At 63.1% G+C, this 23,596-nt stretch carries 18 protein-coding genes and 2 tRNA genes; 10 read left to right on the forward strand and 10 right to left on the reverse strand.

Annotation, left to right across the window (positions count from 1 at the left end):
* The first annotated feature begins 16 nt into the window (after window positions 1-16).
* Entirely contained in the window at window positions 17-535 is a 519-nt protein-coding gene (locus tag BN3789_RS00930; protein ID WP_066828831.1) for a ferritin, read from the forward strand.
* A gap of 817 nt (window positions 536-1,352) precedes the next feature.
* Window positions 1,353-2,363, forward strand: a complete 1,011-nt coding sequence (locus BN3789_RS00935) for a zinc ribbon domain-containing protein (RefSeq protein ID WP_066828833.1) — start codon at window positions 1,353-1,355, stop codon at window positions 2,361-2,363.
* A gap of 96 nt (window positions 2,364-2,459) precedes the next feature.
* On the opposite strand, the gene BN3789_RS00940 is transcribed toward BN3789_RS00935, so the two are convergent.
* On the reverse strand, window positions 2,460-5,099 hold the full coding sequence (locus BN3789_RS00940) for an S-layer homology domain-containing protein (protein WP_161938960.1): 2,640 nt from the start codon (window positions 5,097-5,099) through the stop codon (window positions 2,460-2,462).
* Window positions 5,100-5,944: 845 nt separating this feature from the next.
* Complete coding sequence (locus BN3789_RS00945; protein ID WP_147569467.1) at window positions 5,945-6,550, reverse strand: Crp/Fnr family transcriptional regulator; 606 nt, start codon at window positions 6,548-6,550, stop codon at window positions 5,945-5,947.
* A 96-nt stretch (window positions 6,551-6,646) separates the two neighbouring features.
* Between BN3789_RS00945 and gluQRS the strand changes: the two genes are divergently transcribed.
* Both gluQRS and BN3789_RS00955 read left to right on the forward strand, forming a co-directional pair.
* Complete coding sequence (gene gluQRS, locus BN3789_RS00950) at window positions 6,647-7,627, forward strand: tRNA glutamyl-Q(34) synthetase GluQRS (RefSeq protein ID WP_066828839.1); 981 nt, start codon at window positions 6,647-6,649, stop codon at window positions 7,625-7,627.
* Between the two features lie 122 nt (window positions 7,628-7,749).
* Window positions 7,750-7,840, forward strand: a tRNA-Ser gene (locus BN3789_RS00955).
* A 631-nt stretch (window positions 7,841-8,471) separates the two neighbouring features.
* Here the strand turns inward: BN3789_RS00955 and BN3789_RS00960 are convergent.
* The 3 genes from BN3789_RS00960 to BN3789_RS00970 form a co-directional block, all read right to left on the reverse strand.
* Entirely contained in the window at window positions 8,472-10,889 is a 2,418-nt protein-coding gene (locus BN3789_RS00960) for a tetratricopeptide repeat protein (RefSeq protein ID WP_066828840.1), read from the reverse strand.
* Between the two features lie 255 nt (window positions 10,890-11,144).
* Window positions 11,145-11,221: transfer RNA gene (locus BN3789_RS00965), tRNA-Arg, on the reverse strand.
* 216 nt (window positions 11,222-11,437) lie between these two features.
* On the reverse strand, window positions 11,438-11,788 hold the full coding sequence (locus BN3789_RS00970) for a hypothetical protein (protein ID WP_066828841.1): 351 nt from the start codon (window positions 11,786-11,788) through the stop codon (window positions 11,438-11,440).
* A 147-nt stretch (window positions 11,789-11,935) separates the two neighbouring features.
* Between BN3789_RS00970 and BN3789_RS00975 the strand changes: the two genes are divergently transcribed.
* Window positions 11,936-12,946, forward strand: coding sequence for a dipeptidase (locus BN3789_RS00975; protein ID WP_066828842.1), 1,011 nt, complete (start codon window positions 11,936-11,938; stop codon window positions 12,944-12,946).
* Between the two features lie 122 nt (window positions 12,947-13,068).
* On the opposite strand, the gene serS is transcribed toward BN3789_RS00975, so the two are convergent.
* The gene (gene serS, locus BN3789_RS00980; protein ID WP_066828844.1) at window positions 13,069-14,361 is read right to left on the reverse strand and encodes a serine--tRNA ligase; all 1,293 of its coding nucleotides are present in this window, start codon (window positions 14,359-14,361) and stop codon (window positions 13,069-13,071) included.
* A 132-nt stretch (window positions 14,362-14,493) separates the two neighbouring features.
* On the opposite strand from serS, the gene BN3789_RS12950 reads away from it, so the two are divergent.
* Window positions 14,494-14,664: a DUF6724 family protein gene (locus BN3789_RS12950; RefSeq protein ID WP_187119094.1), complete on the forward strand. Its 171-nt coding sequence runs from the start codon at window positions 14,494-14,496 to the stop codon at window positions 14,662-14,664.
* A 101-nt stretch (window positions 14,665-14,765) separates the two neighbouring features.
* On the opposite strand, the gene glyA is transcribed toward BN3789_RS12950, so the two are convergent.
* Window positions 14,766-16,016: a serine hydroxymethyltransferase gene (gene glyA / locus BN3789_RS00985; protein WP_066828846.1), complete on the reverse strand. Its 1,251-nt coding sequence runs from the start codon at window positions 16,014-16,016 to the stop codon at window positions 14,766-14,768.
* A 377-nt stretch (window positions 16,017-16,393) separates the two neighbouring features.
* Here glyA and BN3789_RS00990 point away from each other — a divergent pair, with 377 nt between their 5' ends.
* Window positions 16,394-17,392 (forward strand): hypothetical protein, encoded by a 999-nt coding sequence (locus BN3789_RS00990; RefSeq protein ID WP_147569469.1) that lies wholly within the window; start codon window positions 16,394-16,396, stop codon window positions 17,390-17,392.
* 216 nt (window positions 17,393-17,608) lie between these two features.
* Window positions 17,609-18,148, forward strand: a complete 540-nt coding sequence (locus BN3789_RS00995) for a hypothetical protein (protein ID WP_066828851.1) — start codon at window positions 17,609-17,611, stop codon at window positions 18,146-18,148.
* A 125-nt stretch (window positions 18,149-18,273) separates the two neighbouring features.
* On the opposite strand, the gene BN3789_RS01000 is transcribed toward BN3789_RS00995, so the two are convergent.
* Together BN3789_RS01000 and BN3789_RS01005 are read right to left on the reverse strand one after the other, a co-directional pair.
* Window positions 18,274-19,134: a PRD domain-containing protein gene (locus BN3789_RS01000; RefSeq protein ID WP_066828853.1), complete on the reverse strand. Its 861-nt coding sequence runs from the start codon at window positions 19,132-19,134 to the stop codon at window positions 18,274-18,276.
* A 130-nt stretch (window positions 19,135-19,264) separates the two neighbouring features.
* Window positions 19,265-21,415: a PTS sugar transporter subunit IIABC gene (locus tag BN3789_RS01005; protein WP_066828854.1), complete on the reverse strand. Its 2,151-nt coding sequence runs from the start codon at window positions 21,413-21,415 to the stop codon at window positions 19,265-19,267.
* A gap of 518 nt (window positions 21,416-21,933) precedes the next feature.
* On the opposite strand from BN3789_RS01005, the gene BN3789_RS01010 reads away from it, so the two are divergent.
* Window positions 21,934-22,167 carry a helix-turn-helix transcriptional regulator gene (locus BN3789_RS01010; protein WP_229254097.1) on the forward strand — a complete coding sequence of 78 codons (234 nt, stop codon included), beginning with the start codon at window positions 21,934-21,936 and terminating at the stop codon, window positions 22,165-22,167.
* A 75-nt stretch (window positions 22,168-22,242) separates the two neighbouring features.
* Complete coding sequence (locus BN3789_RS01015) at window positions 22,243-22,743, forward strand: hypothetical protein (RefSeq protein ID WP_066828858.1); 501 nt, start codon at window positions 22,243-22,245, stop codon at window positions 22,741-22,743.
* Window positions 22,744-22,788: 45 nt separating this feature from the next.
* On the opposite strand, the gene BN3789_RS01020 is transcribed toward BN3789_RS01015, so the two are convergent.
* The gene (locus tag BN3789_RS01020; RefSeq protein ID WP_066828861.1) at window positions 22,789-23,376 is read right to left on the reverse strand and encodes a GNAT family N-acetyltransferase; all 588 of its coding nucleotides are present in this window, start codon (window positions 23,374-23,376) and stop codon (window positions 22,789-22,791) included.
* Window positions 23,377-23,596 lie beyond the last annotated feature (220 nt).

Raw genomic sequence — 23,596 nt, forward strand, 5'->3', positions numbered from 1 at the left:
TAAGGAGACAATGCACATGGCAATCAATGAGAAGGTCGCCGAGGTTCTCGAGGACCAGATCAACAAGGAGCTCTATTCCTCCTACCTGTACCTCACCTTTGCCGATTACTACGAGGATCGTGGCCTCAAGGGCTTTGCCAACTGGTACGAGATCCAGGCCAAGGAAGAGATGGACCACGCCATGGCGCTGCGTCGTTACCTGCTCGACAACGACTTCAAGCCCACGATGAAGGCCATCGCCCAGCCCGACAAGACCTTCGACAACGACCTCGCTCCGCTCGAGGCCGGTCTTGAGCACGAGGAGTACGTGACGAGCCTCATCCACCACTGCTACGAGGTCGCCCACGAGGCCCACGACATCCGCGCCATGCAGATGCTCGACTGGTTCGTGAAGGAGCAGGGCGAGGAAGAGGCCAACGCCCGCGACATGATCACGAACATGAAGCTGTTCGGCTGCGACCCCAAGGGCCTGTACGACCTCGACCGCGAGTACCAGACCCGCGTCTACACCCAGATGACCGCGCTGCCGCTGTAAACCACGGCAATCTGGCGATTCTCGGACCGAATGCCCCTGCAACGGATGCCGCTGCAGGGGCTTTTTCGGTTCTGCGCGGCTTGGGGCGACCGGGGCGCGGCTCAGCCCTGTACCCACGCCACCGCGCAGCGAGCGCGATGTGAACCCGGCACCGCCCGGTGGGGAAACCTCACCGCAAAAGCGCAGGAAAACGGGGGTTATTATATTTTCAGAATGAATTTGGTATCAACTCAGCAAGTATGGATGGGAAACGGCCATATCTGACAAGCCTTTGACCTGCGGTTTCTTCGTTCGGCCGGTTCCAGTGGCCCCGGGAAGGGCCTCGGATTCGCCCTGAAGCGGCCCTTTTAGCCCGTGAGTTGATACCAAATTCAAAACGAGACATCCGCGTACGTTGGTAAAAGGTTTTAGCAAGGTGCGGTTTTGCACCCGGGCGGATACAACGTCCTCCCCGCGCGTTCCGGACCGCCCCCACGGCAGATTCGCAGCGACAGAATCGTCCGGCACCTCATTGATCCCGCTCATTCATGAATGAACGGAGGCATTATCAGCGTTTGCCCAGGATTCCATTGTTTGACACCTCAACTATTTCATGAATGAACGGATCGGTGTCGTCGCTGGGCGAAAATGTCACCTCTTCGCCTCGCCGCCTCGTCCCATCCCCCAAGCAGTCCCGAAGCCTCAAGACAGAACGGACTCCGAAACAAAGCGTTCAAACCAGGAAGGCAAGCAGGGTTAATAAGCCACTGCGGCTCAGCGGCCTTCCTGCACGGCTGTTACAATGCTCGCAGAAAAGAATTCACGGGTAAGGAGCAGCATGTTTTGCCAGCATTGCGGAGCACGTGTTCCAGACGACGCCAAATTCTGCACCAAGTGCGGCACGCCGCTTCGAAGCGCCGCACCGCAACCGGCCCCGCAGCCGGTCGTCACCGCCTCTGAAAAAGTGCCGGTCAACCCCGTCAACTCCTATTCCGACCAAACGCACACGGCGCCGAAATCCAAGGCGCCCATGGCCGCTCTGGTGACGACAGCCGCCGCCGTGTTCATCATCGGCATCGCAGGACTGGTGACAGGGGGCTTCGGTCTGTTCGATAGCACCCAGGTAACGACGGTGGAGGACCAGCCCGCCGATACCGCATCCGAGACGGCAACCCCCGTCGAGCCCGAGACGCCCGTGACCCCCAGCTCCATTACGATCGACCTGAACCGCACGTCCGACTACCAGGAACTCAACGTCTTCATCACGAGTTTCTGTGAGCTCGCCTCGGGATTCAACGTGCAGGACCACTTCAACCGCGACGAGGAGCTCAGCGTGCCACAGCAACAGGATCTGATTCTGTTCATGCAGCGCCACATGTCCTACAACGCCAATCCGTATCTCGAAGACGTGGACGCAAGCGATCCCATGGCGGAGCTCGGGTACACCAAACGCGTCGACGTCAACTACTTCAACAGCCTCATGAGCCGCTACGTGGGCCTCACCTTTACTGACCAGCAGCTCACCACCGGCGGCAGCGAGGTGCGCGACGGCTGGTACTACTACATCGACAACGAGGGGACAACCTACCCCATCCAAAACGTAGCGGTCGTAACATCGGTGACCGACCAGGGGAACAACCGCTACGAGGTCGCCTTTAATATGTACAAGTCGACGACATCGCGCATTCCGGCAGAGATCTCTCAAGACACGCTGGGCCTGCCGCTGACCGACATGCTGGACGCGCTCGGCGCCAGCTCAAACGTTGTCTACAGCAGCACCGCCATCGTCGACGCACGCTACGATGACGACGGCAACCTGGCGTTCACGCTCTATCAGATGGGGGCGTAACGTCTGGCCCCGCCGTTGAGAACGGTTGCAGATGACAGATGCCCGGGGCGGAAATCATTTCCGCCCCGGGCATCGATGATTAGGTGACAGTTGTCTTTACGCGGTCGTGAGCACCCCCGCGTCCACGGCGTTCTTCATCATCGCGGCCATCTCGGCGCGGGTGATGTCGCGCGCGCCCTGGAGGCTGCGGGTGCCGTCGGGGTTCTCGACGCCGTTGACGACGCCGGCCTCGACGGCCCAGGCGACAGCGCTCCTGGCCCAGCCCGAGACCGAGTCGGCGTCGGAGAACCCGTCGAGCACCGAGGCGTCGACGCCCTCCAGGTCGGCGCCCATGGCCTTGGCGACCACGGAGCAGAACTGCTCGCGGGTAAGCGCGTCGCCCACGCCGAAGGCGCCAGCGCCCTCGTAGCCGGTCATGATGCCGTTCTCCACGGCCCAGTTAACCGCATCCGTGTACCAGTCGTCGGACACGTCGCCGAGGCCGGAATCGGGGGCGCCGGGCTCGCCGCCCAGGTAGTTGTAGAGCACGGCTGCCGCCTGCTCGCGGGTGAGGACGTCGTCGGGGCCGAAGGTGCCGTCATCGTAGCCGTGGAAGACGCCGGCCCCGATCGCCCAGTCGACGGAGTCGTGGTACCACTCGTCCTGGTCGATGTCGGGGAACGCGTGCGTGCCGCACAGCTCGCCGCCGTCGCAGCCGAAGACGACCTCGACCGTCGCGCCGCCCTCGGGCATCTCGAACGTGACGTTGCCGTCCTCGTCGGTCGTCGTCTCGACGCGGTTGCCCTCGGAGTCGGTCACGACAACCTCTCGCACCTCCTGCCCGGGCTCGGGCTCGCACACCACGGTCGCCGTCTCGCCGGCGGGGACCGGCTCGACCTCGACCGAGCCGCCCTCGGTCTCGGGGACGGTCACGTCCTCGTCGGAATCCGGCGTAGGCACGGGAGTCGGGTCGGGGTCGGGCGTGGGCTCGGGATCCGGATCGGGTTCAGGCTCGGGTTCCGGTTCCGGCTCGGGATCGGGGTCGGGCGCATCGGAATCGACAACGTTGACATACATGTACGCAGTATCCCCATCTGCGAACATCGCAGATTCCGTCTCGTCGAGCTGCAGCCCTCCCTCCAAGAGGTAAGACCCGGGTTTGCTCAAATCCAAGCCATCGACGTCCCAAACAACACTCGATGCGTACGAACTGCCGTCGGACAAGACGGCCGTGACCTCGGAGTGACCGAATGCCACATCGTTCACATCGACGCTCGATCCGACCTCGATGTACGCATATTCGGGCTCGATAAAGCTGCACATCAGCTTGATCTCGGAAGAAGCGACCGTCACCTTGGCGACGACCTCCCCGCCGGTTGCCGCCAGCGCGATCTGCGCTTCCTCCGGGAGCGACTCTGCGTTCTGGACCGTTCCATGAACGTCGACCGTGGTGCCGGGCTCACTGAACCGGTCTGCGGAAAGCTCCTCCCACTCGACCTCCGCCGGCACGACGCTACCATTCTCGAGCTCCACGGGGAACATCTGGGGGAGCTCCGGAACGGTACCCTGCTTGCATGTAAGCGTGAGCAGGCTGTCTGCCGCGGCGTCATCCGCGACCACCCCAGCGGCATCGGCGACATGCACCGTTATTGTTCGGTCGATGATCATGCCGTAGCGGTACGCCCCGAACGTGTTCTCGCACATCTGCACGTCGACCGTAAACGTGTTGCCCGGCGTGCTGTACAGCTCCTCCGGTACCGAAGAATAGAGGTTTGTGAACGTATACTCGCGTCCATCGGACGACTCTACCGTCATCTGCCTCGGGATCTCGGGGGCGACGCCGGGCATGGTCGTGATCTCGGGCACGAACTCCTGCGCCAGGTCGGCGACGTACACCGTGCACTCGACTTCGATACCGGGCAGAACGATCGGCTCCTCGTCTGCAAAGCGAGCGGGGGTCGATATCTTCCCCTTGACCGTGAAGGACGTGTTCAGCCGGTCCTCGGCGTACAGGGCGGGATTGACCTCGTCCCAGATGATATCGAACTCCTCGGAATCGTAGATGTCCGACCCGTTGCCGGCAGGGTTTGCGGCCCAGATATACGCCGGAAGAAGAGGTGCCTCACCAGGTTCGGTCCACACGCTCATAGCTCTCTTTCCGGAATCCGAGAACATGAAATCGGAGAACTCATCCGGCATCTCGTACACCATGACCGTAGACGAGATCGGATAGGACGTATCTCCGCAGACCAAGCTTCCAGTAATCTCATATTCCCCCGGCGTATCATAGTCAACCTGCGCGTCGTCCCATTCCGTCCACGCACCGGGCGACAGCGAAACCTCCTCTGTGCCGCTTGGACCCTCAGCAAGCACGAAGACTTCTGGCATATCGTATATATCTGGATAGCCTGCAAATGTCCACGTATCCGATACCGAACCAGCCCCGAGGGGCTTATAGACGTTATACGTCACGTACACGGGGATATCCGTGCCCTTAATCTTCCCGTTTTGTACCACGGTTCCCGGTTGCTCAAAATCCGACATGTCGACGGGATCCCACTCAACCGCCAGATCCAAGCTCCTGCCATCGTAGAGTGTGCACCACATTGTCGGATAAAGATCTGTCCAGCCCCCATCATCAGTCGTGAAGTACGTGTAGGGCCCTGGATTCCAGTTCGCCGCAGCCACCTGATCGGCTTCGACGATGTTGACGGTCACCTCGAGGGCTTGGCCAGAAAATTCCTCCTCATCGCTCACGGTCGTCCCGACAGCCGTATACGTTCCCGCCGGAAGATCAGCGAGCTCCCCATCATATCCGGATACAGTCCACGTTGTTTCGCACTCCGTGCCGTAAGCGTTCTGAACGATCCAGTCCCCTTCTCCGGTCGGATTGCCCTGCTCGTCAGCCCACTGGTGCCATTCGTATTTGAATACCCGTAAAGTGGGAAACTCGAGATATCCCTCCACGGCGTTGACGGAATAGTGGGTAACCCCGTCCTCGTCGGCAACCGCTTCATATATCATTGACGGCTGAGTTTGGTAAACGATATCCCCCGGGTCAGCATGATCGGGCAAGCCAGGAATACTAGAGCTCCGCGATATGGAATCCTGAGCCTCCGTCGCCATCGCGGACGCGTTGTAGCCGGCACTCTCACCAGTCGTCTCTTCGACAGTGCTCGGCACGGTCTCTTTCGCGAATGCGGGCGCCGCGCCCAGAGACAACGCGGCCATCAGACCGGCGGTGACGGCAACATGCAGATGCTTCCTATTCATGTTGTAACCCCCTATCAAGAACCTCTTCCCGAGGAACTGCAGCAACACAACAGCGACGCGCAATGCGCGAAACGGCAGTTGCGCGGATTGTAGAATCCCGATTAAGGGGGTTGCATTATCAATAGCTAAAAGGGAGCTTGTTTTTCTCCGGACGGTCGGATAAATCGGTCGCGCATCCCTCAATTATTATCAAAATATAACTGGAAAATACCATCGTTGATTATTGTTAACAACCAGCCTCGAGCGCACCATAGCGCATGACCACATAAAAGAAAACGCCCCCACTTCGTAGAGGCGTCAAACAATCAATGCTGCAGCCCAGCCAGCCGTCAGTCCTCCTCGGCGCGCAATGCCGAACGCAGCCTCGAGAGGGTCACCGGGGTCATGCCCAAAAACGTTGCGATATGACGTCCGGGAACGATGTCGACCACACCGGGGAACTCCTTCAGGAACCACAGGTAGCGGTCCTTGGCCTTGCATTGGCTGACCACGCGCTTGATCGCCCAGTGATAATCCCACGAGCGCAGTAGCAGGAGATTGTAGAGCCTGTTCAGGCCGAGACTCGTTTCAAGCAGATCGATGATGCACTTCATGTCGATCATGAGGACGTCGATGGCGCTCACCGCTTCGAAAAACACGGGCGAGGGGGTCTGGAGACCCGCCGCGGGGGTAAGCACCTCGCCGGGGCGCCATGCGATGCAGTCCGTGGCGTCCTTGCCCGCAGCATCGATGTAGTACCCGCGCGCCACGCCAGATATCAGAAGCGTCACCGCCGTCGGAACCTCGCCGACCGAAACGAGCTGATCGCCCTTCCCAAAATGCTGAATGCGCGAAGCAGCGGCCAGGGCAGCGACGTCCTCGTCGCTCAAAAGGCCGGACCCAATCGCCCGAATAGCCTTCTCTATGCTCTCCCGACCAGTTGTCGACTCACTCACGCTCTAACCTCCCAACCCGATGTGGGTATCATTGTGCCGTATCGCACTTCCCGACGCATTAGCAAACGACAATACGACCCAGCGAAAGTACACGCAATGGAACTTGTACCATCTAACAACACGTTAACGTATCACACGCCTGTCGGACGCTTCGCCCCCTCCCCCTCGGGCCGCATGCATCTGGGTAATATCTTCTCGGCGCTGGTAGCCTGGCTTTCCGTGCGTTCCCAAAACGGTCGTATGGTCCTGCGCATCGAAGACCTCGATCCTCGATGCTGCGACCCCAAACGTGCACAGCAGATTATAGACGACCTCCGATGGCTCGGGCTCGATTGGGACGAGGGCCCCATCTACCAGCATGATCGCCTCGACCTGTACCGAGAGGTGACCGCCGAGCTTCACGCGGACGGCCTCACCTACCCCTGCTTCTGCACGCGCGCCGAGCTCCACGCCGCCAGCGCACCGCACGCAAGCGACGGCACACCCGTGTATGCAGGCACGTGCCGCAACCTGACCGCGCAGCAGATCGAAGAGCGGCAGCAGGTCCGCCCGGCGGCGCTGCGCCTGCGCGTACCCGATGCGGACGACCCTGCAGGAACCATCTCGTTTGTCGATCGCGTCTACGGTAGCCAAACGGAAACGCTCGCCCGTGACTGCGGCGACTTTCTCATCCAGCGCAGCGATGGCGTGTACGCCTACCAGCTGGTCGTCGTGGTAGACGATGCGGAGATGGGCGTTACCGAGGTCGTGCGCGGTCGCGATCTGCTCTCGTCCGTGCCGCGTCAGATGTACCTGCAGCGACTACTTGGCTTCGCACAGCCTGCCTACGCCCATGTGCCCATGTTGATCGCCCCCGACGGGCGCAGGCTCTCCAAGCGCGAGCACGACTGCGATATGGGCGAGCTCAAGCGCGCATTCGATACGCCGGAGCGTCTGCTGGGACAACTCGCCGGCGCCGCGGGCATCGCCCCCGACTCGACCCCGCGCTCGGCTGAGCAGCTTATCGACCTGTTTTCATGGGACGCCGTCGCCGCTCATCATACAGACATCGTCATCGACGGCACGTTCTTCGAGTAATCGCAGAAGCGCGCCGGGACTTGGACGGTCGGGAAGGCGGGCATGTTGTGCAGGCTCGACGCGTGTGCAAATTCTTCTTGCATAGGTACGCATCTGTGCGCTAATATTAGCGTCACTGTTCCGGAGAGCTGACCGAGAGGCCGAAGGTGCTCGCCTGCTAAGCGAGTATTCCCCACAAGGGAATCTGGGGTTCGAATCCCCAGCTCTCCGCCAGTTGAATGCGCAAGCCCGTCACCCTCGCGGTGGCGGGCTTTTTGCTGTCGAGGGCGCTGGGGGTTCGAACCCGGGAGGGCCCCATGGTGAGCAAAGCGCGAAAGCGCCTTTGCCAGCATGGGTCGCAAGGAGGCCCGCAGGGCCTCCGCAGCGGAGGGCCGCAGCGAAGCGGCGGCCGAATCCCCAGCTCTCCGCCAGTTGAATGCGCAAGCCCGTCACCCTCGCGGTGGCGGGCTTTTTGCTGTCGAGGGCGCTGGGGGTTCGAACCCGGGAGGGCCCCATGGTGAGCAAAGCGCGAAAGCGCCTTTGCCAGCATGGGTCGCAAGGAGGCCCGCAGGGCCTCCGCAGCGGAGGGCCGCAGCGAAGCGGCGGCCCGGATCCCCAGCTCTTCCAGCCAGAGCCGCGGGCTCGCCGCCGCGAGGACGACGGACGTTTTCGCCCAAACGCGCACAGAAGCCTTCATCCCCAACGTGCCCCCAAAGAGGCTCGGCAATTCATGAAAAACCTAACCCGGCTTCGACATTTCCCCAGGAAAGAACTGATTGCCCTCCTACTTTTTCATGAATCTGCAGGGCCAACGGACGTGCGGCAGGAATCCTGGAGCGCCGAAGCAAGCATCCAGCGCGTGACGCTAATCAAAGAGCAGCGACCTACTGATCACACCGAGCTCATCTTTGCCGTACATCCGCCACATCGCGTAGACGCAACGCGCGGCGAGGTACAGAAAGCCGGCATCCATCAGCAGAACCGCCGCATCTGCCACCTGGTTGTACAGCTCATCGGTCGGCGGAATCGGCACGCCCGCCGCCTTGGCGATCGTCACCGCCTCCGCGAACCCGAGGGGCTCGGCCAGCCCCATCCGGTTCATGAGCTCGCGCGCCTCCTCTTGCGCCACCGCGGCGATCTGCTCCCCCGCAGGCACCAGTCGATAGCACGCGAGCGCCGTTAGCTTGTCGCCCTCGTTCCAATAGGCAAAGGCCAGCCGATAGAACAGATACGCTATGGCGTCGCGGTCGTACGCAGCCCGCAGCCCGTGCTTGGCGACATCGATGACCTCGTCGAACATCTTCTGGCGCGCCAGCGCGCTGATGAGCGTGAAATGCGCCTGCATCGACGTCGTCGCCATGTCCAGCAGCCGCCGGGCCTCGAGAATCGCCTGCTCGACCGCCCCGCAATTGAGGTATATCGAACAGAGCTCGTACTGCGCGAAGAAGAGCGCGTCGGGCGCGCGCAGCACGCGAACCGACGGATCGTCGATGAACAGGGGCAAAAGGATGCGCCCCAGATGGTTTTCGCAGAACTGCGTTCGAACCGGCCGGTCCTCTTCCAGCTCCGAGACGGCGCACGCCGTCTGCATCTCATCGATAAAGGCTCCGAGCTTTGCCTCCGCCTGCGCCGGATCGAGAGGGCCCTCCCCTTGGAGCTGCGCGAAGCGCAGAACGAACTCATCGTCCTTGTCCTCAACGACCTCGAGCTCTCGCGCAAAATCCGCGTGCAGAAGATCGCGAAGCGCCTCGGGCAGCCCACGCGCATCATCACGGGGCGCGGCGGTCCGCTCCGGCGCGGCGATGCGGCGAAAGCGCTCAGAGGTCTCCGAGGCGCGAAGCGCGCTCGCAGCACCTCCCGTCGCCAGCGGAACGCCCACCAGCTCGAGCGCCTTGGGCAGCAGATCGACCATAAAGGCAGTCCTATTGAACGCAAACGACCTATAGGTCTGCCCAATAGGATCATGCTCCTCCACCAAGCAGTTCGAGATCGTGGGGCTCGCCGCAAAGGCCGCAGCGGCAAGCACCATCACGATGCGGCATCCATACTCAGTGGCCGCACGCTCCCTCGCCCCATCATCGACATCGGTCCACGAGGAGGATGCCTCGTCGTACAGCGAGCTCGGCATCGACGTCGCGGAGATCTTGGTGAACTGCAGGGCGATACGGTGGGACTCCTCGCAGTAGTCAAAGCGGTACTCCAGGCGCACCAGCAGGTTGAGCCCCTCGCAGAGCTCCGCCACATGCATCCTGACGTCCCATTCGCCGCCTGGCTGGCACGCGACCGTGCCGGGCGCGTTCCAGGAACAGCGCGGCGCGTGGTCGCCCTCTCGGATCAGCCGCCCGACGTGGGAAGTCACTTCTTCGAACCCCATGCGGTCGAGCAGCGAGCACGCTTCCTCGGAAGGCGAGGTGCTGGCAGGCGACAGTCCCACGCCGATTCTCTTGAGCACCGCCAGCACGCGGTTGAGCCGAGACTCGACCCCGTAGAGGAACACCACGTCTTCGGGCGACATCGCCTCACGGTTGAGGTTGATGTAGAACCCGTCCATGTTCTCGATATGGGCGAGGCTCACCTCGCCCACCGTCACCAGCGTGCGCAGACGGGCAAGGTCGATTTCCGAGAACAGGCTGTGGGCGAACTTCTCGATTCCCGAGGGATGCTCGTTGCGCTCGATACGAAACAGGAGCGCTGAGATCGCGTCGGCGAGAAGCGCCTCGCGAAAGCCCTTGAAGATCTCGACCGGTGCCACCAGCTGCTCGGCTCGCAGAACCATTGCCTCACCCGCATCATCCGTTGCGGACACGTGGACCGCCGGTGCGTGGAAGACGCAATGGCGCAGGAACATCGTTGCCATGAACTCGCGATAGACCAGGCTGTGCTCGGTATTCCACGTCGCCTCTTCCGCGACCTCGCGCATGGTGCCCGCCGTGGACCCCCGAAACGCGCTCGTATGAACCAGGCGCCCATCGTCGGACTTGACGTAGACGTCGCCGACACGGTTTCCCCGCTCGCGCACCAATATAAGGCACGCGTCTTCGTCGGCGGGAACATCGTCGGAGGGCGCAAGCGCCCGGTACACGCGCCCGTCGCCGCTCACCAGGCCCATGATCTTGGCGCGGGAGCGCTCGATGAATTGAACGATGTAGCACACAAAGCCCTGAGGGATAGGGCATGCATCCCACACGATGCCGAACACCGTGCCCGACGGCTGCTCGGGAAGCACGGGAAGGCGCTTGCGACGCGCCAAGAACGAAAGCCTGATCGTTGTCCCCGTCTCCATAGCCACAGCCTCTTCCACGCTTCTCGCACACGCCCGTTTAACGCCTTGTATCCCATTGTGAGCGCATTTTTACACGCTGCATCGACCTTTTCGGCGACAGGCGAGGCATGAGGGCCCCGCAAGCGCAAGATGTCCCGTCTGGCGAAAGATCTCGATGGGAGTCACGCGACTCTTTATACCCGCAGCTCCGAACTCGGGTTTCGCAAGGCATACATAACAAAAAAGGTGCTCCGAAGAGCACCTTTCGATCTCAACTGGTGCGGCGTACAGGATTCGAACCTGTGACGTTCTGATTCGTAGTCAGACCCTCTATCCAGCTGAGGTAACGCCGCAACGCGAGGTATATAATGCTCTCAGAGGGCCCATGAGTCAAGCGCGAATCCCACTTTTCTGAAAATATTTTTTGCCATGCTCAACTACCTGCGAAAACAAGATACATCTCGTCTGTGGCGTTCTTCACAATTGCGTCAAACTCTAGGGAAGCACCGATTGATTGCTTCCGCGCACCGCGATCCCGAGACGCACGAAAGCGCGTATCCGGCACCTCCCTATCGGACGATCCGCGATTCGCTCACGGCATAGGGCACTCCGCCCTCCTTCAGGCACTCCCGCAGCCGCATCGCCCCGTCGTAGCCGGCAAACCGAATCTGAAGCGCAGCGGGAAGTTGCTCCGCGGCGTCAAGCTCCAGCAGCGCTGCGAGCGCCCGAGCCCCTTTGGCATCGATGCTCATCTCCACATCATGGGGCGTCTCCTCAAAGCACCACCGCGTAAGCGGTCCGGCACTCGTCTGCCGCACGCGCAGCGACCCCGCATGATCGATGATGCCCTCGATGCGCAGCCGCTCCTCATCCGGACCGCTTTCATAGAGCAGAACCCTCGTCTCGTGCCGTTCGTCCATCGCTCCTCCTCTATCGAACATGTGTACGCTATTACTGTACCATAGAATAAGAACATGTGTTCGTGTTTTTGAAAGATTGCAATCTTTCTCAGCGCAGAGGTGCTAGGATGCTTTGGGCACCCGTACCCTAGACGATTGGAAGCTTTCATGGCATTTCCCGTGTTAGATATGCACTGCGACACCGCCGACCGCATCGCCTGGCCCTCACTCGACCCGCTGTTTTACCAGCGTGTGGGCCATGCGCAGTTCAATCCCGATGACCCTGCCGCCGCCGAGGACACCGCGCTCGACGATAACGGCTGCCACCTCTCGCTCAACAAGATGGGGGATATCCCGTGGGCGCAGTGCTTCGCCTGCTTTATCTACGACGAGTTCTCCCCCGAAGAGTCGATCGCGTTCTACCGCCACGTCATGGGCCATCTCGACGATGAGATCCGTGCGCACGCCGACCGCATCGCGCAGGCGCGCACCGCGGCGGACATCCGCCCGCGCCTGGAATCGGGCGGGCACGTGGCCGTGCGCACCATCGAGAACGCGCGCCTGTTCGCCGCCGATCCGGACCTCGTCGGCGCGCTTGCAGACGAAGGCGTGCTCATGGCCTCCTTGAGCTGGAATGCGCGCGGTCCGCTCGCAAGCGGCAACGACGCGCCCGAGGCGGGCGTCACCGAGCTGGGAGCCGAGATCATCCGCCGCATGGAAGACGCGCGCATGGTTCTCGACGTGTCGCACCTCAACGACACCTGCTTTGCAGACGTGCTGCGCCTGACGACGCGCCCCTTCGTCGCCAGCCATTCGAACAGCCGCGCCGTCTGCGGGCATCCGCGCAACCTCACCGACGCCCAGTTCGCTGAGATCCGCGACCGCGGCGGCGTGGTGGGCCTCAACTACTGTCCCGACTTCCTGCGCGACGACGCCTCGTCCGTCGAGCCCACGTTCGACGACCTGTGCCGTCACGTTGAGCACTGGCTCGATCTGGACGGAGAGAACTCGGTCGCCCTCGGCAGCGACTTCGACGGGACGGACCTGCCGTCCTGCATCTCGTCTGCCGCCAAGACGCCCGAGCTCCAAGCGGTCTTTGCCGAGCGCTTCGGCGAGGAGATCACGCGCAAGCTGTGCTACGAGAACGCCCTGTCGTTCTTCGAGCGCTGGGGACGGTAGCAGAAGCCCGATAACCCCGCGGCGCCCCCGCCATCGGGAGCGCCGCGGGGCTCTTCCACAAAAAACGGCGACGAACCCCATCGGTTCGTCGCCGTTTTGCTTGCGTATGGTACTCGCCTCACCTACGCGCGCGGCTCGATGCGCTCGCGGCCTCCCATATAGGGGCGCAGGACCTCAGGAATCGTGATGGATCCGTCGGGGTTCTGGTAGTTCTCCATGATGGCGGCCATGGTGCGGCCCGTGGGCAGACCGGAACCGTTCAGCGTGTGCACGAAGCGCGTGCCCTTGAAGTGCTCGGGATCGCGGTACTTGATGTTGGCGCGGCGAGCCTGGAAGTCACCGCAGTTCGAGCAGGAGGAGATCTCCTTGTAGCTGTTGTAGCTCGGCAGCCACACCTCGATGTCGTAGGTCTGGCGCGCGGAGAAGCCCAGGTCGCCGGTGCACAGGCTGATCACGCGATAGGGCAGCTCGAGCAGCTGCAGGATGTGCTCGGCCTCGGCGACCATGGACTCAAGCTCGTCGTCCGACGTCTCGGGCGTGGCGAACTTGACCATCTCGACCTTGGTGAACTGGTGCTGGCGGATGATGCCGCGCGTATCGCGGCCGGCGGAACCAGCCTCCTCGCGGAAGCACGGGGTGCCCGCGGTGTACCACAGCGGCAGGTCGGCGGCGTCGAGCACCTCGCCGGCGTGCAGGTTGGTGAGCACAACCTCGGCGGTGGGGATCAGGAACTGGTCGTCGCCCACGTGGTAGGCGTCGTCCTCGAACTTGGGCAGCTGGCCCGTGCCGTACATGATCTCGCGGTTGACGACCACCGGCGGGATGAACTCGCGGAAGCCGGCAGCCAGGTGCGTGTTCAAGAAGAAGCTCTCGAGAGCGCGGTCGAGCGTGGCGCCGTCGCCGGACAGCACCGTGAAGCGACCGCCGGAAAGCTTGGCGCCGCGCTCAAAGTCGAGGATGCCGAGATCCGTGCCCAGATCCCAGTGCGGCTTGGCCTCGAAGCCCTCGGCAGCGAAGTCGCGCGGCGTGCCCCAACGACGGCGCTCGGGGTTCTCGGTCTCGTCCTTGCCCACCGGGGTCGCCTCATACGGCAGGTTGGGCAGGTGCGCCATGAAATCGGTGAGCTGCGCCTCGAGCTCGGAGCGGCGGGCGGCAAGGCCCTCGATCTTCTCGTTGACCTCGCGCACGGCCTCCTTGGCCGCCTCGGCCTCGTCGCGCTTGCCCTCGCGCATGAGCACGCCGATCTTCTTGGACTCAGCGTTGCGCGTGGCCTGCAGCTCCTCCACCTCGGCGATCACCGAGCGGCGCTCGTCGTCGAGCTCGAAAAACTTCTCACGGTCCCACGAGGTCTGGCGATGCGCCATGGCGGTATCGATCGCGTCAGGGTTCTCGCGGACATATTTGATGTCAAGCATGATGCCTCCAGTTGGAACGCGCCCGCCCGAATACTGCACCGATGTGCAATTCAGGTTGGCGTCATGACTGTGCACAGGCAAGTATATACTTGTGTGAGTTTTTTCCGAAGTAAGAAGGCGAGAAGGCATCAGATGGACGCGTTTTTTTCCTTTTTGTTCGGCACGCGCGAAGGCGTAGCCGTGCTGTTCGTGGCAGGTATCCTCATTTTCGGCATCGTGGCCTTCGTGCTCGAGAAGCGCACGCATAAGCTCTATGTCGACCGCGGGCCCAAAGAAGACGGCGACGACGATTTCTGGGGATAGGGAACCGCCCGAACGAAAACGATGGGTAACGAGGCAGCGCCCTCGCGCCGACAGCACCGGCGCGAGGGCGCTGTCTCGTCGTTTTTCAACCCGCTACTTGCCTACAGCCCAGGGTACAGCGCATGCGCGGCGAGCAGCTCGTCCACGCGGGCACGGACGGCGCGAACGACCTCGTCGTCTTGCGCATGGAACACCGTGCGCGCAATCAGAGCGCCGATCTCGTGGAACTCCGCCTCGGTGAAACCGCGCGTCGTGGCTGCCGCGGACCCCACGCGGATGCCGCTGGTCACGAACGGAGAGCGCGGCTCCCCGGGGATTGCATTCTTGTTGACCGTCAGCCCCGCCCGTTCCAGCACGCGCTCCGCGTCTTTTCCCGTCACGTCCGCCGGCGTCAGGTCCACCAGGCACAGATGGTTGTCGGTGCCGCCGGACACCAGGCGCAGCCCGCCCTCGGTGAGCCCCTCTCCCATGGCGGCGCAGTTGGCGACCACGCGGTCGATGTAGACGGCGAACTCCGGACGTAGCGCCTCCCCGAACGCCACGGCCTTGCCCGCAACCACGTGCATGAGCGGTCCGCCCTGCGTGCCGGGGAACACCGCCTTATCGATGGCGCGCGCAAGCTCCTCGTCATTCGTGAGGATAAACCCTCCGCGCGGCCCGCGCAGCGTCTTGTGGCTCGTCGAGGTCACGACATCCGCGTACGGCACCGGCGACGGATGCGCGCCGGTCGCGACGAGGCCGGCGATGTGCGCCATGTCGATCATGAGGCGCGCGCCGACGCTCTTCGCGATCGCGGCCATGCGCTCGAAGTCGATCGTGCGCGGATAGGCACTCGCCCCGCCGACGATCAGCGCAGGGCGCTCGGCATGCGCTAGGCGCTCGAGCTCGTCGTAATCGATCGTCTCCGTCTCGAGGTTGAGCCCGTAGGGGACGAACCGATACAGGCTGCCCGAGAAGTTGACCGGGCTTCCATGGGTGAGGTGGCCGCCCTGATCGAGGCTCATGCCGAGCACGGTGTCGCCCGGCTTGATGAGCGCCGTGTACGCCGCCATGTTGGCGTTCGCGCCCGAATGCGGCTGGACGTTGGCAAAGCGGCAGCCGAACAGCTCGCATGCCCGCGAGCGCGCGAGGTCCTCCACGCGATCGACCTGCTCGCAGCCGCCGTAATACCGGCGCCCCGGATAACCCTCCGCGTACTTGTTGGTCAGCACGCTGCCGACCGCCTCCATGACGGCAGGGCTGCAGAAGTTCTCCGATGCGATGAGCTCGATGGAGGTGCGCTGCCGTCCGAGCTCGGCGTCCATCAGGGCTGCGAGCTCGGGATCGGTTGCCTTCAGATGCTCGAGTGCCATGCGTACCTCCTTGTGCCGTCGCGTCAGGGGACGCGGGATGCAGAGCAATGTTTTCACCCTACGCCGAGGGGCGTCTATGCGCCAGAGCCAATCGATGGGCGCACCCGAACACTCCGTGCGCGGGACGGCGTTCTCGAAAACCTCTGTTAGACCACCGTGGATACGGGGCGCTTCCGTTCCGGCTCGCAGGGGCCGCAGGTGCCGCCGGATGGGTTAAAACGAACCCGTCCCCAAGCAGCTCACCGCGATGGGTTGGAACGAACCCATCCCCAAGCAATCCACCCGCCATTCGCACTGACCAAGCGCTTACCATGCTCGCGCGCGCAGCCGGTATATACTTGCATCAGCATCGAACCCAACGGGAAAGCGAGGCGCCCATGAGCCGTCATGATTCCCATATCGACCCATTTAACGCTGGCGAGCCCGAACTCCCGTGGGAGGCACCCGATGAGGTGCCCGCAGACCAGCTCGACACGGGTCCGCAGAGCGTGGACGGATATCAGAGCCCCGTTAAGCAGCCCGATGCCTACGATGCACCCGATAAATCCGAATCATCCGCAAAAACCCGAACCAGACCTGCCAAGAGGCGTCCACAGAAGCCGTGGACCAACCAGAGCCCGCGTCCCGAGGAGCCCCGATCCCCTCGCAAGAAGCGCGGATGCGGATGCGGCACCGTCATCCTCATCTTCCTCATCATCGACCTTGTCTTTTTCGGCATCGGCTCCATCCCCATGTGCACCAGCGGGGCCCTGTCGGAGCTGATGGGCGATGATGCGCCGGTGGCATGGGATTCCGAGTTCCTGTCCACCGATGCCGCAGATCCCGATGATCCCACCGATGACGAAGTCGCCGTCGAGGAGCAGGCGCGCGCCCTGCTCGAGACCATCGCCGCCCCGGACAGCCGCGCCCGCACGCTCATCATGGAGGACTTCGCCCAGATGTTCCAGCAAACCCTGGGCTACACTCCCTATGACTTCGGCATCGATCCCGGCAGCTATGCCGACTGGGCTCTCACCGACTTCAGCTATACGATCACGGACGTCTACGCTTTCGATGACAGCGGCGATGAAGCGGACGGCTCGGTGTTCTTTGACGCCACGACGCGCGACACGCGCGGCTTTACCGACGAGTTCTATATGCGCGTATTCGACTACCTGCAAGAACAGGGCCTGACCGACAGCACGGTTGTCATGCCCAACGACCAGCAGCGCGCCGAGGTCCAACGGTTATTCAACGAAACGCTCGCCAGCCACGAGCAGGGGCGCACCGAGACAGAGGTCGCCATGCTCGAGTTCACGCGCGAAGGCGATACATGGCAGGTGACCGACGAGAGCTACACGGATACCGCAAGATACCTGTTCTACCTGTATTCGTAACGCTTAACGACGCGCTGCGCGAGGGAATCCGCATATCAGGAACGTGTAAGGGTTGCGCCATCTCCGGGCTGCAGGCCTGGATTCCATATACCGTGAAAGCATCAGATCCGTCGCGATGAAGCCGCCCGTCGATGCTATGGCGCAGCTCGTCATCGGCCCAACGACGACGGCATCCTTGAGCATCGAGCGGGCACTCGTGCCAAAAAGGAGGATTGTATGCGCGCGCTTGTTGTGTACTGCTCTCAAACAGGTTCGGCACAGACCTACGCCGATTGGCTCGCCGAGGATCTTGGCTGCCCGTGCGTGCAGCTCGACCGGCTTGACCGTGACGGAGCCGATGCCGACCTGATCGTGCTGTGCACCTGGTTCCACGCCGCCTCGATGAAGGGCTCCAAGCAGTTCAAGGCGTATATGGCCGCCCATCCCGAAAAGCGCTACGGCGTGGTGGGCGTGGGTGCCACGCCCATGCCGTGCGACGAATGGCCCGAAAGCGAGATCGAGGAGGCGTTCCGCCGCTCCTTCCCCGCCGCGGAATACCCTGATCTCCCTTGGTGCTACTGCCAGGGCAATTTTCACTTTGAAAAGCTCGGCGCACTCGACAAGATCGCCATGCGCATCTACTTCCGCATGCTCGAAAGCCAGATCAAACAGGGCGAGACGCGGCAGGTCACCGCGCTGCAGAGCATGCGCGAGGGTTTCGACGGGTGCGATCGGCGCTATCTAAAGCCGTTCGTCGAACGCCTGAAGAAGCTCTAACCGATGCAAATGGGGGACGTACCTTCCGCATGCACTTCTGCACGCCGAAGGTACGTCCCCCATTTGCATAAGTGCAAGCCGAAGGTACGTCCCCCAATTTGCATCCGTGGGGATGAGGGCAAGCGTTACCTGTGTGAGGCGGCCCGCGACTCCTCGCCGGCGACGCGGGCGATGTGCATGGCGAGATAGCCCACCTCGAGCTCGCTCACCGGCGTGCCCATGAGCCGCTCCATCTCGGCGCACACGGCCTCTGCGGCCCGATAGCTGCTGGGCGCGCTCAGCTTGATGGTCTCGTTCACGTCGATGCTCAGCCGCTCCCCGCGGATGATGCGCGTGACCATGTACTTCACATGCGTCATGAGGCGGTTGTAGTCGTAAGACGACACGTCGATGGCGCTGCCGGTGAGCCGTTCCACCGCGCCGATGCACGCGCGCGTGAGCTGTGCGACCTGTATAGCCTGGTCCACATGGCCGTCATCGAGCGACGAGTGCACGTGCAGGGCGATAAGCCCCACCTCGTCGTCACCCAGCTCCACGCCCATCCGGTCTGCCAGCTCGGCCACGCCTCGCCGCGCCACCTCGAACTCGCGCGGGAACAGCGCGCGGATATCCTCGGTGAGCGGGTTGCTGAGCCCTCCGCCCTCGCGAACGCGCGCCACGGCGAAGGCAAGGTGGTCGGCAAGCGGCAGCAGCATCTTGGGATCCGCCTTGCCGAAGGTGTCGCGCACGTCCTCGTAGATTCCCTCGGCCACGTCGAGCACGACCGGGTCTATCCGGGCGAGCAGGTCGTGCGCGTCGCCGCGACCGCCGGCAGCCTGCGACAGCAGGTAGCGCTGCGGCTCCACGGCCCCTCCGAAATCCTCCACGCGCTCGCCCGGCTTGCGTCCGAAGCCGACGCCGCGTCCGACCACCAGGTACTCGCGCGCATCGTCCATATTGAACGCGAGCAATGCGTTGTGGTTGAGCGGTTTGGTGATGCGGTACATACGGCCGTCTCCTTAGGCGAAGCGCTGGTCAATTCGTTGTCGCGCGCGATGCGCCGACCCCGCCGTCATCCTCAGGCGGCGGCATCCCGGCCGCACGGCGCACCGGGATGCCGAAGGGCCACGCCCCCTGTTACGCCTCGTAGATATCGACGGCGAGCAGGTCGTCTCCCTGGTTCACGTGACCGAACGCAAGCTGACGGACCTTGTGGCGATCGTCCATGTCGGTGATGAGCACCGGCGTGGAGATGCTGGGGGCGTTCTCGCGGATGTAGTCGAGATCGAACGTCAACAGTGTATCACCGCGCTTGACCTCATCGCCCTGCGCCACGTGCGCCGTGAACGGCTTGCCGCCGAGCTTGACGGTGTCGATGCCCACATGGCACAGCACGCCCGTGCCGTCCGGGAGCTCCAAGCCGACGGCGTGCTTGGTCTCGAACACGAAGGCGACCTTGGCGTCGCAGGGGGCCACGAGCTCGCCGACCGCGGGCACCACGCAGGCGCCGTCGCCCATCATCTTCTCGGCGAACACCGCGTCGGGGCAGGCGGCGAGCGCCAGGGCCTCGCCGGTCAGCGGGCTGCCCAGGGTGATGGTGGCAACCGGCTCGCGCGGGGTCTCGGGCTCGGCGGGGGCATCCTGCTCAGCGGCGGCCGAGGCGTCGGATGCGGAGCTTGCGGGATGTGCGGCCAGGTAGGCCTCGAGGTTCGTCTTGATGACGTTCACCTGCGGGCCGTACACGACCTGCACGCCCTCGCCGCGACGGATGACGCCGGCCGCGCCGGTGCCCTTGAGCACGCCTTCCTGGACCTTGGTTCCGTCGTGCACCGTCACGCGCAGGCGCGTGGCGCAGCAGTCGACGTCGCGGATGTTGGCGACACCGCCCAGGCCCGCGGCGATCTGCGCGGAGCGCTCATCATCGGACGAGGCGGCAGGGGCGCCATCGGCGGCGTTGCCCTCCTTGCGGGCGTTGTAGTCGGCCTTGGTGTAGAGCTTGGTCTCGGCGTCGCCCTCCTCGCGACCGGGGGTCTTGAAGTCGAACTTCTTGATGAGGAAGGTGAACAGCAGGTAGTACACGGCAAAGAACGCGATGCCCAGCGGGATGATGAGCAGCCAGCTCGTCTTGTCGTTGCCCTGCAGGATACCGAACATGAACAGGTCGAGGAAGCCGCCGGAGAAGGTGAGGCCGACGGTGATGTTGAGCAGGTAGCACAGCATGTAGGCGAGGCCCGCGAACACCGTGGAGATGCCGAAGAGCACGGGCGCCACGAACAGGAACGAGAACTCGAGCGGCTCGGTGATGCCGGTGAGCATGGAGGTCAGGGCAGCGGAAAGCAGCAGGCCGCCGACGGCCTTCTTACGCTCGGGCTTGGCCGCCTGGTACATGGCCAGGGCGGCACCGGGGAAGGCGAAGATGTACAGGACGAACTCGCCGGTGAAGCACCAGGTGCCTGCGGTGGAGAAGTGGGTGACGGTGGGGTCGGCGAGCTGGGCGAAGAAGATGTTCTGGGCGCCGTAGACCATCTGGCCGGCGACCTCCATGGAGCCGCCCACGGCCGTCTGCCAGAACGGCAGGTAGAATACGTGATGCAGGCCGAAGGGGATGAGCAGGCGCTTGATCATGCCGAACAGGAACACGCCCACCGGGCCGGCGCTCGCCACCGCGTAGCCGAGCGCGTTGATGCCCTCCTGCACGGGCTGCCAGATGAAGAACATCGCGATGCCCACGAACGTGAACACCACCGTGGAGATGATGGGCACGAAGCGCGAGCCGCCGAAGAACGACAGCGCCTGGGGCAGCTGGATCTTATAGAACTTGTTGTGCAGCGCAGAGGTGCCGAGGCCCACGATGATGCCGCCGAAGGCGCCCATCTGCAGCGAGGTGATGCCAAGCACGCTCGCGGTGGCGCCGTCGATGAACTGCTCGACCCCGCCGGTGAGGTCGATCATGGCCGAGATGGCCGAATGCATGACGAGGAACGCCACGGCAGCCGAGAGCGCGGCGACCTCCTTCTCGGCGCGGGCCATGCCGATGGCCACGCCCACGGCGAAGATGAGCGGCAGGTTGTCGAAGATGACGCCGCCGCAGGCCGACAGCACCGTGAAGACATCCCATGCGATGGTGCCCGGGCCCATGATGCCCAGCAGGTTGTAGGTCGCAAGCGTCGTCTCGTTGGTGAACGAGCTGCCGAGGCCCATAAGCAGGCCGGCAACGGGTAGGACCGCGATGGGGAGCATGAACGAGCGCCCCACGCGCTGAAGGATTCCGAAGATCTTGTCCTTCATGTGCGCCTCCTTGAGGTCGTGCGCCCTTGCGGGCGCGGGCTTTTCCGGGCGGGCGCCCGGAAGGTTCATCGCCGGCTCAGGGAGTGCGCGGATGCTGCGGCGTGTCGCGGGCGCGATGCCCGGCTGGTTCTCGGCATGAAAAAAGCACCGACCTGCGACATATCCGCAACGACGCCATGCGCCGCCCATGAGCCGAAGGTTAGTGCCTGCTTGCCAGTTACACGCCTCGTTATGCGATTCGATGTCATTGTGCCGTGCGGACGCGGACTGCCAAGGCCGTCGCCGGCGAGCGGTCGGTTTTTACGGACGAACGGCATGGGCTTTATGAGGGACCTGACGGCGATCTCAGTTTTTGCAAAGTCTGCTTGTCTTTTTTTGCAAAGTAGACTATGCTTTTCTTGCAAAGCAAACTTGACATTTGAAAGAGGTCGCCATGGATATGAACACCGTCGCCGCACTCGCAGCCATCTTCCTGTGCACATGCGGGGCGCTCGCCCGAATCCGAGACGGGCGCCGTCGTGCCTCCGGCACCCGACGCTAGCATGCGCACGCGCATCAAGGAGCTGCGCCGCGCAGCCAAGCTCAGCCAGGCGGAACTCGCCGACGCGGTCGGGACTACGCGCCAGACGATCACATCCATCGAGGTCGGAAAGTACACCGCCTCGCTTCCCCTGGCGTACAAGATCGCCCGGCATTTCGGCCTTTCCATCGAAGAGGTCTTCGATTTCTCCGAGATCGACGAGGAACTGTAAGGAGCAGCACCCATGAATCCGTTCGAAACGCTTCGCCGAAGTCTATCGTTGTTCGATGAACCGGAAGGGGTACCCATGAAACGCACTCTCGAGACCGTGCGCGCCGATGTCCGCCGCCGTCTGCGCCGCGAGACCGCCTCCGCAGCCGTCATCTGCGGCTCCCTGATCGCCCTCGGCGTGCTCAGCGCCAGCGACAGCCTCCCCGCCCTGCACGACGACATGCGCATCTCGGGGTTCCTCGCCGGCTTTCTGACGGGCCTGTTCGCCGTGGCCGGCGTCATCACCATCCGTCGGATCGTCGACATGCGCCGCGCGCTGCGCGACGATGCCGCGCTGCGCCGGCTCCATGCCAAGGAGCATGATGAGCTGCAAGCGCACATGGAGCGGGAGATCGCCCGGACGTTCATCCAGATCATGCCCGCCCTGGCCGTGGTCGCCATCTTCGCCGGCGCGCTCGTGGGCCTCGAGGCCATGGCCGCCGTCGCCGCGACGCTCGTGTTCCTCTCGCTCGCCCTGCTCGCGGTGAAGCTGTACGTCAAAGTGGGCTACCGCCACGAGGTCGCCGAGGACGCCTAGCGTGCCGTCCGGCTTTGCGATCGAGGCGCCAGGGCGGTGCGCGGCCTACACGCCATTTTCAACAAAGCGCACCGTCGAATTATCCCAGTACCCACGGTAGACCCTGCTCTCAACCCCATCGAGGTTGAGCTGGTACATCCTGAACACGACGGGGATGTCTTTCGGCTGCCATTGCTCCTCATAGGAATATCGGTACCTCATCCCCACGTTGCGCATGACCCCGCCGCTTCTGGGATTGTTCCTATCATGCGTCGCCGTCACAAACGGCATGCCGTCTCGTTTCACCCGCTCGATGACGGCCCGCGCGGCCTCCGTCGCAATCCCCCGATGCCAGAACTCCTTGCGGAGCCCGTAGCCAAGATCATGGTGCTCCTCCATGGAGGCGTTTATATAACCGATGGGGCACCCGTCTTCCTTCAGGCATATTGCATAGGCATACGCCTGCGGCAGCGCATACAAGGGGGCGTATCGACCCTCATAGAACGCCTTCGTTTCCTCGAGGCTCTCAACGGGGTACCACGGCAAGAACCGGTTTGCCTCCTTATCCCGAAGGATCAGGAACAATGCATCGAGATCCCGTTCCGTAAATGCACGCAATACCAGACGCCTGGTCTCCAAGGCGGGCGTATTCATCCACATCTCCCTTAGCCGACACATGCACGCTCATGCCCTTTCTCCCATCATAGCGCCGGACCGTTTCGCGCTCTCAGCTTTGGCGAGCCTCTCGCCATGCCCGTCCCCGCCGCAAGGGGCAGCTTGGGGCGCATGGGGACGCGCTCAAAGTCCTCAACAAAACACCAGCTCAGAACCCCTGACAAGAACTCTTGTCAGGGGTTCTGCCGTCAGCCGGGCG

This window comes from Collinsella ihumii (assembly GCF_900046475.1).
GTDB classification, from domain to species: domain Bacteria; phylum Actinomycetota; class Coriobacteriia; order Coriobacteriales; family Coriobacteriaceae; genus Collinsella; species Collinsella ihumii.

Coding starts and splice junctions, on each gene's coding strand:
- BN3789_RS00930 (WP_066828831.1), top strand. CDS start 17: ATGGCAATCAATGAGAAGGTCGCCGAGGTTCTCGAGGACCAGATCAAC.
- BN3789_RS00935 (WP_066828833.1), top strand. CDS start 1,353: ATGTTTTGCCAGCATTGCGGAGCACGTGTTCCAGACGACGCCAAATTC.
- gluQRS (WP_066828839.1), top strand. CDS start 6,647: ATGGAACTTGTACCATCTAACAACACGTTAACGTATCACACGCCTGTC.
- BN3789_RS00960 (WP_066828840.1), bottom strand. CDS start 10,889: ATGGAGACGGGGACAACGATCAGGCTTTCGTTCTTGGCGCGTCGCAAG.
- BN3789_RS00970 (WP_066828841.1), bottom strand. CDS start 11,788: ATGGACGAACGGCACGAGACGAGGGTTCTGCTCTATGAAAGCGGTCCG.
- BN3789_RS00975 (WP_066828842.1), top strand. CDS start 11,936: ATGGCATTTCCCGTGTTAGATATGCACTGCGACACCGCCGACCGCATC.
- serS (WP_066828844.1), bottom strand. CDS start 14,361: ATGCTTGACATCAAATATGTCCGCGAGAACCCTGACGCGATCGATACC.
- BN3789_RS12950 (WP_187119094.1), top strand. CDS start 14,494: ATGGACGCGTTTTTTTCCTTTTTGTTCGGCACGCGCGAAGGCGTAGCC.
- glyA (WP_066828846.1), bottom strand. CDS start 16,016: ATGGCACTCGAGCATCTGAAGGCAACCGATCCCGAGCTCGCAGCCCTG.
- BN3789_RS00990 (WP_147569469.1), top strand. CDS start 16,394: ATGAGCCGTCATGATTCCCATATCGACCCATTTAACGCTGGCGAGCCC.
- BN3789_RS00995 (WP_066828851.1), top strand. CDS start 17,609: ATGCGCGCGCTTGTTGTGTACTGCTCTCAAACAGGTTCGGCACAGACC.
- BN3789_RS01000 (WP_066828853.1), bottom strand. CDS start 19,134: ATGTACCGCATCACCAAACCGCTCAACCACAACGCATTGCTCGCGTTC.
- BN3789_RS01005 (WP_066828854.1), bottom strand. CDS start 21,415: ATGAAGGACAAGATCTTCGGAATCCTTCAGCGCGTGGGGCGCTCGTTC.
- BN3789_RS01015 (WP_066828858.1), top strand. CDS start 22,243: ATGAAACGCACTCTCGAGACCGTGCGCGCCGATGTCCGCCGCCGTCTG.
- BN3789_RS01020 (WP_066828861.1), bottom strand. CDS start 23,376: ATGAATACGCCCGCCTTGGAGACCAGGCGTCTGGTATTGCGTGCATTT.